Here is a 13,842-nt window from a genome sequence, read left to right on the forward strand (position 1 = left end):
GCACCCCGAAGCCCGAGTGTGCTGACGGTCAGTGGGTGCTTGTCAAGGCGGGAAAGATGCCTTGACAAGCACCCACTGACCGCAGGGAGGCTTCGTATCGGGGTGCGGGGGTGGGGCTGGGTGCCTCGCTCGTTGGGTGCGTTGGCTGCGGTTCTTGGTGGGGGCTAGCGGTGCCGGGCGGTCCGTGAAGGACTCCTTGAGGGAATCTGAGTCCGTGAAGGGGGCCCTCACGGACGGTCGGCGGGGGGTCACTGTCCACAGGGGACGTTCAGCCATTGCTCGCGCGGGATGCCCTTGCGGGTGTCGTCCAGGCGGGTCAGCAGGGTTTCCAGTTGTGCTGGGTCGGCGGTGTATTCCAGGATCGCGCGGTAGAAGGCGCCGGTCATGGTCGCGGGCATCAGGTCGGAGGCGTCGAAGCAGACGGGTTTTCCGGAGGTCAGCGTGTCGGCGACCTTGCGTTTCACCGGGTCGCGGTAGACGTCCTTCGCGACGGCGGCTCCTGCGGAGAAGGCGCTCGCGTTGGGGTTGCCTGCCCAGATTTGCTGGGCTTCTGGCGAGACCAGGAAGTCCAGGAATTGGCGGGCTTGCGGGGTGTCGGCGAACATCGCGGCCAGGTCCGCCGATACCTCTGACGCGCCGGATCCCGGGAACGGGAAGAAGTCGTAGTCGGTGCCGGGCTGCGGGTGCGGGCCGGTCGGGGTGTGCAGGTGCATGGTTTGGTAGCTGCCCATCGTGAACGAGCCCTGGTGTTCCATCCGGCAGCCGGGCGGGTCGGTGAAGAGGGGGCGGGCGGAGTCGCGGAAATCGGTGAGCAGTGCCGAGGGCGCGCCGCCTTGGATGCCGCCGGGGCGGACGACCAGGGTGCCCCAGTCGCGGAATGCCTGGCGGACCGGGTCCGACGTCCACGGGAGGGCGCCGCCTGCCCATTGCCGGTAGATCTCGGGGCCCGCGGAGTGCAGCAGGATGTCCTCGATCCAGTCGGTGCCGGGGAAGCCGGACGTCGGCGGGGAGGCCAGTCCGAGGCACCACGGGGTGCCGGGGGCGGCGGCTAGGGTGACTAGCTGTTGCCAGGTGGCGGGTTTCGGGCCGGGGACGCTGGACGGGCGGTACCAGATCGCGCTTTTGAGGTCCGCTTTTACTGCTACCGAATAGAGTTTGCCGGTGCCTAGGCGTTGCAGGTTGACCCATTGCCTGCCGTAGAAGGATTCGGCTTTCTTTTCCAGGAAGTCCAGTGGCTTGATCTCGTGGCGGCGGGCGTAGTCGGCGAGCAGGCCGGGGCTGGACAGCACCGCGATGTCGGGGGCGGCGCCCTGCTGGACGTCGGCGGCCAGTACTTGCTCCACCGCGCGCGTGCCCTGGTAGCGCACTGTGATGCCGGTCTTGTCCTCGAACCGGCGCTTCACCAGGTTGAAAGCGGCTTCCTCGCCTTCGGTCCAGACTCCGATCACGCTCACCGTGTTGCTGTTCGCCGCGACCCCGCATGCCGACGAAGCCGTCACCAGCGCGGTCGCCGCCAGCAGGAGCAGCTTCTTCCACAGTGGACGGTTCATGAGCGGTACCGGTATTCGTCGATCCGCCGGTAGAGCCCGGCGACCACGAGCCCGCCGGCGAGGATCAGGGCGGCGGGGACCAGCACGGGCAAACCGCCGGATTCGGTGGCCGAATCTCCGGCGGACTTCACCGCGCGGGCGGCCGAGGTGATGGCGTCCTGTGCGGGGGCGACGGTCGAGACGGTTGGGGTCTGGAGGCGGAAATCGTCCACGGTGGGGCCGCAGCCGGCCGGGCCGCAGCGTTGCTGCAGCAGGGTGGCCAGGCGGGCGTGGCCGTTCGCGTCGGCGGCTCCGATGCTTGCTTCCCGCACCGCAACGGCCTGGTCTACGTTCTCGCGCACCACGTCGAGCCGTCCGGCTAGGGCGAAGGCCACCAGCAGACCGGCGACGACGCCGACTCCGAGCACGGTCGCGCCGAGCAGCGGCAGGTTCAGCCGGCGCCGGAATCGCTGGCGCAGGAACACTTGCGTCGCGACCAGCAGGGTGAGCAGCACGATCGGCGGCAGCAGCCAGAGCACGAGCAGGCCGGTGCTCATCCTGGCGCCGGAGATCTGGCTGTCGAGGGCGGCGCGTTCGTCCTGCTGGAGTTTGCCCAGCAGCTCCAGCACATTGTCCGGTCCGTGCAGCAGCCGCGACGCGTACCAGAGATCGGCCAGCCCGACCAGTTCCCCGCCCTGCTGCCGGAAATGCGCGTCGGCCTGGCCCATCGCGCCCGAGTACGACGCCACCAGTCCTTCGACGGTCTGCAGGGTTCCGGTGCCGAGGCCGCCTGCCTGGTTGAACTCCGCGACCCGGGCGAGGCTCTGGCTCGCCGACGCCATCCGGTTCTCGTACTCCTGCCCCGGTCCGGCCAGTTTCGCCTCGCCCGAAGCGAAACTGGCGATGGCCGCGGCGTCGGCGGACACCAGTGCGTCCCGCGCCGCCGCGACCTCCAGGATCGCGCGGCTGGTCGCGGACGAGATCTGGTCGGCAGTCCGGACCACGCCGCTCACCGCGAGATACGACGTGACCAGCGCGAGCACCGTTCCGGCGAGCAGCACCGCGCGGATCCGCACGAGCAGCTGCCGCGTCCGCAGCGTCACGCGGCGCCCCCGTCCAGGCGCTTCCCGCATCCCTCGCAGAACAGCGCGTCGGGCGGATTCGGTTCCTCGCAGCCGGAGCAGCGCACCGGCTTGGCGTCCGGCGGCGGCGCGGGACGGGCATCGCGGGGTTCGTCGCCGACGTTCGAGACGGTGGAGACCAGCAGGTTGAGGAGTTCGCTGCGGGTGACCTCGGGACGCAGCTGCACTTCGTCGCCGTCCGTGTCGACGACCCGCGCGAGCCGTCGCAGCACCTCCTTGTTGCCCGTCCGCGACGCGATTTCGACTGCCTGGCCCCATTCCCGCGCCGCCCGTGCGTGATCGCCCGCCGCGTACGCCTCGTCGGCGCGCACCAGCGCCTCGCTCAGCTCCGCGTGCATGGTGTAGCGCCGCACCTTCGGGTCGACGAGCGTCGGCGCGACCGGGTCGCGGGTCCAGTGCGCCAGCACCGGGACCGCCGAATCCGCCGCGCCGTCGATCTCAACCCACGCGAGCATCCGGTCGGAGCCGTACGCCAGCGGGTCGTCCGCCGAGGCCTGCACCGCGAGCTGGAACTCCCTGGTCTCGCCCGCGCTCCACGAACCGAGCGAGAGGACCACCGTCCGGTCGCCGTCGGGAACGCAGCGCGAGGTGAGGTCGTATTCATTCGGCCAGACCTGCTTCACGAACCGCAGCGTGGTCTGCTCGGTGACGGCGATCCGCAGCCGTGCCGCCGGGATCACCTTGGTGAGCGTCGCGGCCATCAGCGTGCGGAAGTCCTCCACCAGGTCCTCGTCGCGGACCACCGAGTCGACCGAACCGCGCAGCACCCGGCCGATCTCGACCAGCTCCGCCCGCTCCCAGCCGTCGCCGATTCCCCTTGCGTCGCAGACGAACTGGCCTTCACAGGCATCGAGTTCGCGGCGCAACGACTCCGCGGACTGCGACTGATTGTTCCCGTCGGTCAACAGGATCGCGTGCCGCACCGCCTCGGGTACGGCGGCGAAGAGGTGCCGCGCGCACTCCAACCAGGTGCCCATCGCGGTGCCGCCGACCGCGACGAACCGCTCCACCGCCGCGACCGCCGCCGCCCGGGTTTCGTCCGACGCGATCGCGAGACCGAAGTCAGCCGGATACGCCAGGTCGGCCCGTTCGGTGCCGCGGACCACCGCGAATCCGACGCCGTCCGGCAACGCCCCGATCGCCGCGACCGCCGCCCGGCGCGCGGCGGCGATCTTCGTCGGCGGATAGCGCATCGACGTGGAGCAATCGACCAGGAGCACTTCCGCGCCCGGCGCGCGGGACTCGGCCAGGCCGTCGTCGCGCGCCGAAACGGTGACCACCGCCTGCATCTCGGTGTCGCCCTCGCCGAGGTAACGGTTCTGATGGACCTCGACGTCCCAACCCGTGCTCATCCCTCGCCCCTTCGCCGCCTACACCCAGGTCGTCGGCCTCGTCTCGTTCGCGCGGTCGATCAGCGCGGCGTGGTGCTCCGCCGTACCGGCCCGGCGCGCGATCCGCCGGTACGACTCCTCCACCAGCCGCCGCAGCCCGTGCTCGTCGAGCCGCTCGCCGAGGACCGGTCCGGGCGGCATCCCGCGCATCCCGGCCAGGAAGCACCGCAGCGCGCTCTCGCGGACCTCAGCGGTCAGCCGGTCCGCGGTGTCCTCGTCCAGCTCCAGCGCGGACAGCCGGTCGATCGCCTCGGTCAGGTCCTCGATGCCCGGCAGCGCGTCCCCGACCGGCAGGATCCCCGCCCGCACGCGGATCCCGGCGATCCGCGCCGCCTCGTCGTGCCGCGAGTACTCCGGAACCTGGTCCAGCAGTTCCACCGCCGCCGTGCGCCGGTCCAGCTGCAGATGCCCGCGCGCCAGGCCGAAAACTGCGTTGACCTGCAGATGGTCCCGCACCCACAGCGCGTCGTAATAGCGCTCCGCCTGCCTCGGCCCGCCGCAGTGTTCCGCGCACAGGCCGAGCGCGAGCTTCGGCGTCTCCTCCCCGGGATGTCGCGGTGCACGCGTTCGAACCAGGTCTGCGCGCACTCCACGGAACCGGTGGCGAGCGCGACCAGCCCGCGGTGCCAGGCGATCCGCCAGTCGTGTTTGGCTCGGCCGCCGAGCAGTTTCTCGGCGGCGTCCACGTGTTCGCCCGCCCGCGCCGTTCCCGTCGAGTCCACTTCGGACAGTTCGAGCCAGGCCCGGCATCGGCGCAGCTCGACCTCGACGGTCGAGTCCGCGCGTTCGAGTTTCTTCAGCAGCCGTGCGGGATCCGGCGCGCGGACGGTGCGCAGGAAGGTGACCGCAGGGTCCTGCGGATCCTCGTGCGGCACCGGCAGCCCGAGCGCGATGTCGAGCGGTTTGGGCAACGTGCCGAGGGGTCCGGAGCTGGCCCGGGAGCGGCGCACCCATTCGCCGACCGGCCGCGGCTGGCCGAGCCCGGCGTCCAGCAGCACGGCCGCTTCGGTGAACAGCGTCGAGATCGACGGCCGCGAATGACGGTCGCGCAGCGAAAGAATCTCGTGCAGCACGCCGTCGAGTTGCACCAGCATCTCGCCGGTGGTGGCGAACCGGTGCTCGTACGGCCCGGTCGCGCGGTCGAGCACCTGGGTGAACGATTCGACGCCGAGCGCGATCCGCTTGTCGGCCGGATGCGGCCAGCCGTCGCTGCAGCGGAACAGATCGCGCAGCGTCGCGCCGACGGTGTGGATGTCCGAGCGCACGGTGAGCCCGTGTTCGTCCAGTTCGGTCGCGCCGATCTGGAACCGGGGATTGCCGACGACCGGGCTGGTCTGGTCGCCGATCTTGCGGATCGCGCCGAAATCGATCAGCTTGACCCGCTTCTCGCCGTGGATCACGTTCTGCGGGCTCAGATCGCAGTACAGCAGCCCTTGCTCGTGCAGGTAGCCGAGCGCGGTGAGGATCTCCCGGCCGTAGGCGACGACGTGTTCGACGAGCAGCCTGCCCGCCGGCCCGTCGAGCATCGCGCGGCCGCGCCGCATCACCTCGGCGAGCGGGAGGCCGTCGACGAACTCCATGACGATGTAACGCGCGTCCGGCCCGCCGTGCGGATCAGGATGCGTTGCCACGTCGTGGATCCGCACGATGTTGGGGTGGTCGAGCGAGGTCAGCACCTGGCTTTCGGTCTCGGCGATCCGCACCGCGGCCTCGTCGCCGGTGTTGAGCAGGCCCTTCAGCGCCACGTACTGCTTCAGCCGCTGATCAGTGCCGAGGTAGACGTACCCGAGCCCGCCGCGGGCGATGCAGCCGTGCACCCGGTAGCGGCCGTCCACGAGGTCGTCGGGAAACAGCTTGGGAGAGAACGAAAACGGCGTGCCGCACTGCGGGCAGAAGCCTTCGGTGCGCGCGGGGCGTCCGCCGCTCGACCGGCCGACCGGCGCGCCGCAGCCGCGTTTGCCGCAGTATCGTTCGTCCTCGGCGACGTGCGGATCGGCGAGCACGCGCCCGGCGATGTCCGGCAGGACGACCACCGGCAGCGGCACGTAGTCGTCGCCGGTGCCGTGCCCGGCGGTCTGCTGCTCCCGTGTGACGACAGTGTCGGCGATCCGGCTCGCGCCCGGGGCGGGGATCACGAGGGTCGCGTCGGCTTTCGGCGGTGGCTTCTTCGGCTCGGATCCCGGCGCCCAGCCACATTTCGCGCAGAACCCGGCACGGCTGATCGTGCCCGAACAGTTCGGGCGAGCGCAGGCGGTCATCGGCTCCCCTTGCGCACCGCGGCACCGAACTCCTCGACCGCCGCCGCGGCTTCCGCCGGATCGCACGCGCCCTCATACAGCAGCTGCCAGGCCTTGGCATACAACGAATCCAGCAGCGGATCCTCCACCCGACCAGCGGATCTTGCCCGCTCCCCGTAACCGTCCAGCCGAAACCGCAACTCGGTGCGGCGGTCGTGCACGGCGTCGAGCCGGGCGCGGGCGGCTTTCGCCGCGGCCAGATCGGCGGCCAGGACACCGGCGACCTCCTCGACATGCCGCTCCGCCCACGCGACCTCGCCCAGGTCAGCGGCTTCCTGCAACCGGCTCACCGCGCCACGGCGGCGACGCACCCGCGGCGGCGGGATGTCGCTCACCGCGAACCGCGGGGCCAGTTCGGCGATGTGCTCCTCCAGCGCGGCGAGTTCGTCGATTTGCTTGTCCAGCATGGAGATCCGGCGGGCCAGCCCGTCCGGCCGCGCCCCGTTGCGGCGCGAGCGCAGTTCGGTCAGCCCTGGCGACGACTCGCGACGGAACCCGAGCGCGAGCCGGATCCCGAGCCGCGCGGCCCGGTCGGCGAGCGGGGCGATCACCTCGCCGATCAGCTGCTCCGGCTCGGCCGCGTCGTCGATCGCGTTCACCAGCACGGTGCGGCCCGAATGCTGGGTGCCGTCCTCCAGCGTGAGGTCGAGCCGCTCCGCGAGCCGCTGCCGCACTTCCGCGGCGGTTTTCCCGGCCGCGTCCACCGCGAGGTCGACGCTTCCCGACGGCGGCAAGGTGTCTTTGGCCAGGGTGTCGCGCAGTTCCTTCGCGGCGGCCGAACGCTCCCGGTCGGCGAGCACCACCGCGAGATCGAGCGCGGCGGCTTTCGCGGACCCGGCCTCGCCGGTCACGACGACCCACACCCCGCGCCCCTCGCCGAACCAGCCGGCGACCTCGCGCGCGAACTGCGGATCGTAAGCGACCCGGTCCAGCTCGCGGCCGAAAGTCCGGTCGACGGCCGGACTCCCCTGTCCCCACCGCTCCGTGCCGAGATACCCGAGAATGGTCTCGACCGGAATCATCCACGCGACCCGGTCGCCCTCGGCCTTGTACTGGGACACCACCATGCCGACCACCCGGTCGGTCTCGACGTCGAGCACCGCGGTGCCGCTGAACCCGCCGCTGATCGGCTGGTTTTCGTTCTTCCGGGCCAGCTGCACCCATTCGCAGCCGGGCCCGCCCTCGCCGGCCACCTCGCCGAACGTCCACAGCCCCTCGTCCGCGCCCTCCGGAAACCCGTAGGCGCACACGGCCTGACCGTACGACAACGGCATCCGGTACAGCGGCGCACCCAGCGACCCGGGCACGCGTTCGGCCAGCCGCAGCACCGCGATGTCGCCGCGCTCGTCCCGCCCCGGCGGCACCCACGCCTCCGGCACGACGCGGCCGGTGGCGACCGGGGTGCCCGGCAGCCCGACGAAATCGACGAGCACGTCCGTGTCCGGCCCGCCGGCCCGCTCGACCACGTGCGCGCAGGTGAGCACATGGTCCTCGTCGAGCATCGTGCCCGCCCCGCAGATCCCGCCGGAACGATCGCGCAGGCGAACCCGCCAGCGTCGACGCACGGCCCGGTACCCCACGCGGGGGACCCTACGCCGCACGCGCGGCGGCCCGGGCGGCCTTCGCGGAAAGTGGCCCACGCTGGAGCAGCAAGCTCACCCGTTCAGCGGCGTCGCGAGACTTCTGGCGGGTGACACGGGTTTCCCGGGTTCGCTCCGTGCTGGCGGCGCGACAACGACGGCCCCGATGGCGGCCGCGACGCGGCCGATGGCGGTGGGTCGGCGACCGACCTTGTGCGCGGGGCTGATGGGACTGTGGCTGGGGCTGTTGAGGTGCTTGGGCTTGCGGCGCTTGTATGCGCACCGAGAACCCCGTGTCGAGCTTCCGCACCCCGGCGTGAAGCGGAGCGGTCGCCGAACCATCGGTGCGCTGCAAGCCCCGCCTTCGGGAGCGAGGCGGACTTCGCTTTCCGCGCTCGGATGCGCGACAGGGCAGCCATCCGCAGCCTTCCCGCGCCCGGGTGCGAACCGAACCACCCAAGCGCTTCGGCTCTCCCCTCCGGTACGAACTGGCGAGCACGGACCACTCCACTGATCCGTGCTCGTCCGCCCGAATTCGCCTCAAATCCCGTTGCCGGCCACGAAAACCGCAGCCGGTCGCTGTTGCCCGGGCCCGGCTCACCTCAGTGGGCAGCCTCGTTCCACGACCGCCCGTATCCGACCGAAACCTCCAGCGGCACGGCCAGTTCCGCCGCCGAGCCCATGCCCTCGCGGACCAGCTTCTCGACGTCGTCGCGTTCGCCGTCGGCGATTTCCAGCACCAGTTCGTCGTGCACCTGCAGCAGCACGCGGCTTCGCGAACCGGCCTCGGCGAGTGCGCGGTGCACGTTCAGCATCGCCACCTTGATGATGTCCGCCGCGCTGCCCTGGATCGGCGCGTTCAGGGCCATCCGCTCGGCCATTTCGCGGCGCTGGCGGTTGTCGCTGTTCAGGTCCGGCAGGTAGCGGCGGCGGCCGAAGATCGTCTCCGTGTAGCCGCGCTTCGCCGCCTCGCCGACGACCGACTGCAGATAGTCGCGCACCCCGCCGAATCGCGAGAAGTACGCCTCCATCTGCTCTTTCGCGTCCTCCGTCGAGATCTTCAGCTGCTGCGACAGGCCGTACGCCGACAGGCCGTACGCCAGCCCGTACGACATCGCCTTGACCCGGTACCGCTGCTCCGGCGTGATTTCCGCGGCGGGCACGGAAAACGCGCGCGACGCCACGAACGTGTGCAGGTCCTCGCCGCTGTTGAAGGCCTCGATGAGCCCCTCGTCCTTCGACAGGTGCGCCATGATCCGCATTTCGATCTGGCTGTAGTCCGCGGTCATCAGCTCCGCGTACCCGTCGCCGACCACGAACGCGTCCCGGATGCGCCTGCCTTCCTCGGTGCGCACCGGGATGTTCTGCAGGTTCGGCTCGACCGACGACAGCCGTCCGGTGGCCGCGATCGTCTGCTGCAGCGTGGTGTGGATGCGCCCGTCGTCGGCGACCGACTTGATCAGGCCCTCGACCGTGGTGCGCAGCCGCGTCGCGTCGCGGTGTTCCAGCATGTGCTGCAGGAACGGGTGCTCGGTCTTCTCGAACAGCGACTGCAGCGCGTCGGCGTCGGTGGTGTAGCCGGTCTTGGTGCGCTTGGTCTTCGGCATGCCCAGCTCGTCGAACAGCACCACCTGCAGCTGCTTCGGCGAACCGAGGTTGATCTGCTTGCCGATGACCTCGTACGCCGACTCCGCGGCCTGCGTGACGCGGCTGAGGTAGTGCGCCTCCAGCTCGGTGAGCTGGTCGACGTCGACCGCGATGCCCGCCGCCTCCAGTTCGGTGATCACTTCCAGCAGCGGCAGTTCCAGCTCGGCCAGCAGCTTCGCGCCGCCCAGCTCCTCCAGCTCGGTGGCGAGCGCGCCGGCCAGCTCGAAGATCGCCCGCGCCTTCACCAGTTCGGCGGAGATCTCCTTTTGCTCCAGCTCGTCCGCGCCGCCGTCGAGCAGCGACAGCTGACCGTCGCCGTCGCCGGCTTCCGAGCGCAGCTCGCGGTGCAGGTAGCGCAGGGCAAGGTCGTCCAGCCCGAACGTGCGCTGCCCCGGCCGCGCGAGGTACGCGGCGAGCGCGGTGTCCATGCTGAGCCCGCCGAACGTCCAGCCGCGGGCGCGCACTGCGTGCAGCGGCACCTTCAGGTCGTGGCCGATCTTGCGGATCTTCGGGTCCGCCAGCCACGCCGACAGCGCCCGGTCGTCCGCCTCGTCCATCGCGGTGACGTCCACGTATGCGCCCTCGCCGTCGGCCGCCGCGAAGGCGACCGCCTTGAGGTCGGAGCGGACCGACGCGCCGGTCGTCCGGAACGACAGCGCGACCGGTTCGGCCTCGCCGGCGTGCGCCTCGAGCCACGCGCCGAGCGTGCCCGGTGCGAGCGCGGAACCGGACACCTCGAAGCCCTCGTCGGCCTCCGGTTCGGCGCTGCTCAGGGTGTCGAAAAGCCGGTCGCGCAGGACGCGGAACTCCAGCTCGTCGAAGAGCCGGTGCACCGCCTCGCGGTCCCACGGGCGCAGCTCCAGCTGGTCCGGCACGGACTCCAGCGGCACGTCCCGGACCAGCTCGGTGAGCTGCCGGTTGAGCTGGACCGAGGACAGGTGCGCGCGCAACGCGTCGCCGACCTTGCCCTTGACCTCGTCGACCCGGTCGATCAGATCGGCCAGCGTGCCGAACTGCCGGATCCACTTCGCCGCGGTCTTCTCCCCCACGCCGGGGATGCCGGGCAGGTTGTCCGACGGGTCGCCGCGCAGCGCCGCGAAGTCCGGGTACTGGGCCGGGGTGAGGCCGTATTTCTCCTCGACCGCGTCCGGGGTGAACCGCACCAGGTCGGAGACTCCCCGCTTCGGGTAGAGCACGGTCACCCGATCGGTGACGAGCTGCAACGCGTCGCGATCGCCGGTGCAGATGAGGACGTCGTAGCCGTCGCCAGCCTGCGTGGTGAGCGTGGCGATGACGTCGTCGGCCTCGTAGTTCTCCTTCGTCAGCGTCGGGATGCCGAGCACGTCGAGCACCTCTTTGACCAGGTCGACCTGGCCGCGGAACTCGTCCGGCGTGGCGCTGCGGTTCGCTTTGTAGTCGGCGAACGTCTCCGACCGGAAGGTCTTGCGCGACAGGTCGAAGGCCACCGCGAGGTGCGTCGGCTTCTCGTCGCGCAACAGGTTGATGAGCATCGAGGTGAAGCCGAAGACCGCGTTGGTGACCTGCCCGGTCTTCGTGCGGAAATTCTCCGCGGGCAAGGCGAAGAAGGCACGGTAGGCCATCGAATGGCCGTCGATCAGCAGCAGCCGGGGGCGATCGTGCGCGGCGGCGGCACCTGTGGCGTTGGCAACGGTTCGGTTCTCGGTCGGGCTCACGGGGGCGAGTCTAGGGTGAGGGTCCGACACTCTTGCGTGTCGCATAGGTTGAGGAGCAGAGAGTGACCGAGCAGACGGCGGAAATCACGCCGGGCCAGTTCGGGGGCGTCGACCCCGCGGCCGCAGGCCAGCAGCTGAACGACAAGATCGGGCTGAAGCTAGTCGAGCTGACTCCCGAGCGGGTCGTCGGCACGATCCCCGTCGAAGGCAACCTCCAGCCCTACGGGCTCCTGCACGGCGGAGCGAACGCCACCGTCGCCGAAGCCCTAGGCTCGGTGCTGGCCGCGCTCAACGCGGGCCCCGAGCGCGCGGCGATGGGCCTGGAACTGTCCTGCACCCACCACCGCGCAGTCCGCTCCGGCACCGTCACCGGCGTCGCGACCCCCTGCACGTCGGCCGCGGAACCATCACCGCCGAGATCGTGCTCACCGACGACGAAGGCCGCCGCACCTGCACCGCCCGCCTAACCTGCGTGGTCAGGGACCGCCCACCAGGCGCCTGACTTTTCGGCGGAGAGTCCGTGAGGGGAACCCTCACGGACCCTGATTCCCGCAGGGTTCCCCTCACGGACGCCCGAAATACGTGAGGGGCCCCTTCACGGACCTGGGCCGCCGCCGTTGCGCCCCAATGCCACATTGGGTGCGTCGCATGCACCCAATGTGGCATTCGTTGCGTCAGATGCACCCAACGCCACATTGGGGCGCTAGCCCCGGCCACCTACGCAACAGGCAGCCAAAGCACCCACCCGGCCAGGCACCCACACCACCCCCGCACCCCGATACGAAGCCAAAAACGCGGCGCGGGGGTGTTTGTCAAGGCATCTTTCCCGCCTTGACAAACACCCCCGCGCCGTAGTCACAATCAGACTTCGGGGTGCCCGCACCAGCCAACAGCAATGTCGCCGCCAGGCGACGAGCCGAACAGACCTCACCCCACCCCGAGATAAGCCTCCTTGATACTGGTATCAGCCAGCAACTCCTGCCCAGTACCAGTCTTGGTAATCTGCCCAGTCTCCAGCACATAAGCCCGATGCGCCCGAGACAACGCCTGCTGCGCATTCTGCTCAACCAGCAGCACCGTAGTCCCCTGCCGATTAATCTCCGTAATAATCCGGAAAATCTGCTGAATAAACTGCGGCGCCAACCCCATCGAAGGCTCGTCCAGCAACAACAACCGAGGCTTGGCCATCAACGCCCGCCCGATAGCAAGCATCTGCTGCTCACCCCCGGACATAGTCCCGCCAACCTGAGTCTTCCGCTCCGCCAACCGCGGAAACAACTCAAACACCCGATCGAAATCCGGCTGCAGATTCTTCCGGTCCTTGCGCGCATAAGCGCCCATGTCCAGATTCTCCAGCACCGTCATGCCCGGGAAAATCCCCCGCCCCTCCGGAGCCTGGGAAATCCCGCGCACCACCCGCAAATCCCCGCGCAGCCGGGAAATGTCCTCGCCGGCGAACCGGATCGCACCGCCGGAAATCGGGCGGATGCCGGAGATCGCCCGCATCGTGGTCGATTTCCCGGCGCCGTTCGCCCCGATCAGGGTGACGATTTCGCCCTCGTCGACCGTGATCGACAGCCCGGACACGGCCTGGATCCGCCCGTAGTGGACGGAAACGTCGGAAAGCTCAAGCAGCGTCATCGTCGGGAACCCCCAGATAAGCGGCGATCACGGCGGGGTTCTCCCGGATCTCGGAAGGCAGCCCGTCGGCGATCTTCTTGCCGAATTCCAGCACCACGATCCGGTCGGTGACGCCCATGACGAGCTTCATGTCGTGTTCGATCAGCAGGACGGTGTAGCCGTCGTCGCGGATCGTCCGGATCAGCCCCATGAGTTCTTCCTTTTCCGCCGGGTTGAACCCGGCGGCAGGCTCGTCGAGGCACAGCAGCTTGGGCTCGGTGGCGAGCGCCCGCGCGATCTCCAGCCGCCGCTGATAGCCGTACGGCAGGTTCTTCGCCCGGTCCGCGGCCCGGTCGGCGATGCCGACGAATTCCAGCAGCGCCATGGCCTTCTCGATCGCCTGCTTCTCCTCGCGGTGGTGGCGGGGAGACCGCAGGAGAGCGCCGAGCAGGCTGGTCTTGTGCCGCGCGTCGGTGCCGACGACCACGTTCTCCAGCGCGGTCATCTCGGAAAACAGCCGGATGTTCTGGAACGTCCTGGCGATGCCGAGCTGGGTGATCCCGTGCCGCGACGCCTTCCCGAGCGGTTTGTCCTCGAGCAGCACCTGCCCCGAGGACGGCCGGTAGACGCCGGTCATCGCGTTGAAGCAGGTGGTCTTGCCCGCGCCGTTCGGCCCGATCAGGCCGAGGATCTCGCCGCGCCGGATGTCGAACGACACCGAGTCCAGCGCCACCAGCCCGCCGAAGCGGACGGTGACGTCGTCGACCTTGAGCAGGGTCTGCCCGACCTCGGCCTGGATCTCCCGGTCCGGCGCGACGACCTCGGCGACCTCGGCCTCGTGCTCGGCCAGTTGCTCGGCGGTCATGTTCGCGACCTCGGCCACGAGGCCGCCTTCGGCCGGGACCTCGGGCCCGTTTCCGTTGCCAGGGACCGTCATGCCCT

The 13,842-nt window shown here is 70.1% G+C and carries 7 protein-coding genes and 2 pseudogenes; 1 reads left to right on the top strand and 8 read right to left on the bottom strand.

Annotated features, from left to right (window positions below; translation table 11 throughout):
- Nucleotides 1-248: 248 nt before the first annotated feature.
- From RPX00_RS41975 to polA, 6 genes and pseudogenes are all read right to left on the bottom strand, one after another.
- Nucleotides 249-1,550, bottom strand: a complete 1,302-nt coding sequence (locus RPX00_RS41975) for an ABC transporter substrate-binding protein (protein WP_406634104.1) — start codon at nucleotides 1,548-1,550, stop codon at nucleotides 249-251.
- Nucleotides 1,547-2,632, bottom strand: a complete 1,086-nt coding sequence (locus RPX00_RS41980) for a hypothetical protein (RefSeq protein ID WP_406634106.1) — start codon at nucleotides 2,630-2,632, stop codon at nucleotides 1,547-1,549. The genes RPX00_RS41975 and RPX00_RS41980 overlap by 4 nt, the downstream gene beginning before the upstream one ends.
- Nucleotides 2,629-4,023: a VWA domain-containing protein gene (locus RPX00_RS41985; protein WP_406634107.1), complete on the bottom strand. Its 1,395-nt coding sequence runs from the start codon at nucleotides 4,021-4,023 to the stop codon at nucleotides 2,629-2,631. The genes RPX00_RS41980 and RPX00_RS41985 overlap by 4 nt, the downstream gene beginning before the upstream one ends.
- A gap of 18 nt (nucleotides 4,024-4,041) precedes the next feature.
- Nucleotides 4,042-6,320, bottom strand: a pseudogene (locus RPX00_RS41990) (tetratricopeptide repeat protein).
- Nucleotides 6,317-7,939, bottom strand: a complete 1,623-nt coding sequence (locus RPX00_RS41995) for a serine protease (RefSeq protein WP_406634109.1) — start codon at nucleotides 7,937-7,939, stop codon at nucleotides 6,317-6,319. Before RPX00_RS41995 ends, RPX00_RS41990 begins: the two are co-directional and overlap by 4 nt.
- A gap of 602 nt (nucleotides 7,940-8,541) precedes the next feature.
- The gene (gene polA, locus RPX00_RS42000; RefSeq protein ID WP_406634111.1) at nucleotides 8,542-11,280 is read right to left on the bottom strand and encodes a DNA polymerase I; all 2,739 of its coding nucleotides are present in this window, start codon (nucleotides 11,278-11,280) and stop codon (nucleotides 8,542-8,544) included.
- A 62-nt stretch (nucleotides 11,281-11,342) separates the two neighbouring features.
- On the opposite strand from polA, the pseudogene RPX00_RS42005 reads away from it, so the two are divergent.
- Nucleotides 11,343-11,782 (top strand): annotated as a pseudogene (locus tag RPX00_RS42005) (PaaI family thioesterase).
- Between the two features lie 425 nt (nucleotides 11,783-12,207).
- Here the strand turns inward: RPX00_RS42005 and RPX00_RS42010 are convergent.
- Entirely contained in the window at nucleotides 12,208-12,921 is a 714-nt protein-coding gene (locus tag RPX00_RS42010) for an ABC transporter ATP-binding protein (protein ID WP_378307351.1), read from the bottom strand.
- A complete protein-coding gene (locus tag RPX00_RS42015; RefSeq protein ID WP_406634113.1) occupies nucleotides 12,908-13,837 on the bottom strand; it encodes an ABC transporter ATP-binding protein in 930 nt (309 codons plus the stop codon). The genes RPX00_RS42010 and RPX00_RS42015 overlap by 14 nt, the downstream gene beginning before the upstream one ends.
- Nucleotides 13,838-13,842: the final 5 nt, after the last annotated feature.

The organism is Amycolatopsis sp. WGS_07, assembly GCF_045278895.1.
Classification (GTDB): Bacteria; Actinomycetota; Actinomycetes; order Mycobacteriales; family Pseudonocardiaceae; genus Amycolatopsis.

Coding starts and splice junctions, on each gene's coding strand:
- RPX00_RS41975 (WP_406634104.1), bottom strand. CDS start 1,550: ATGAACCGTCCACTGTGGAAGAAGCTGCTCCTGCTGGCGGCGACCGCG.
- RPX00_RS41985 (WP_406634107.1), bottom strand. CDS start 4,023: ATGAGCACGGGTTGGGACGTCGAGGTCCATCAGAACCGTTACCTCGGC.
- RPX00_RS42010 (WP_378307351.1), bottom strand. CDS start 12,921: ATGACGCTGCTTGAGCTTTCCGACGTTTCCGTCCACTACGGGCGGATC.
- RPX00_RS42015 (WP_406634113.1), bottom strand. CDS start 13,837: ATGACGGTCCCTGGCAACGGAAACGGGCCCGAGGTCCCGGCCGAAGGC.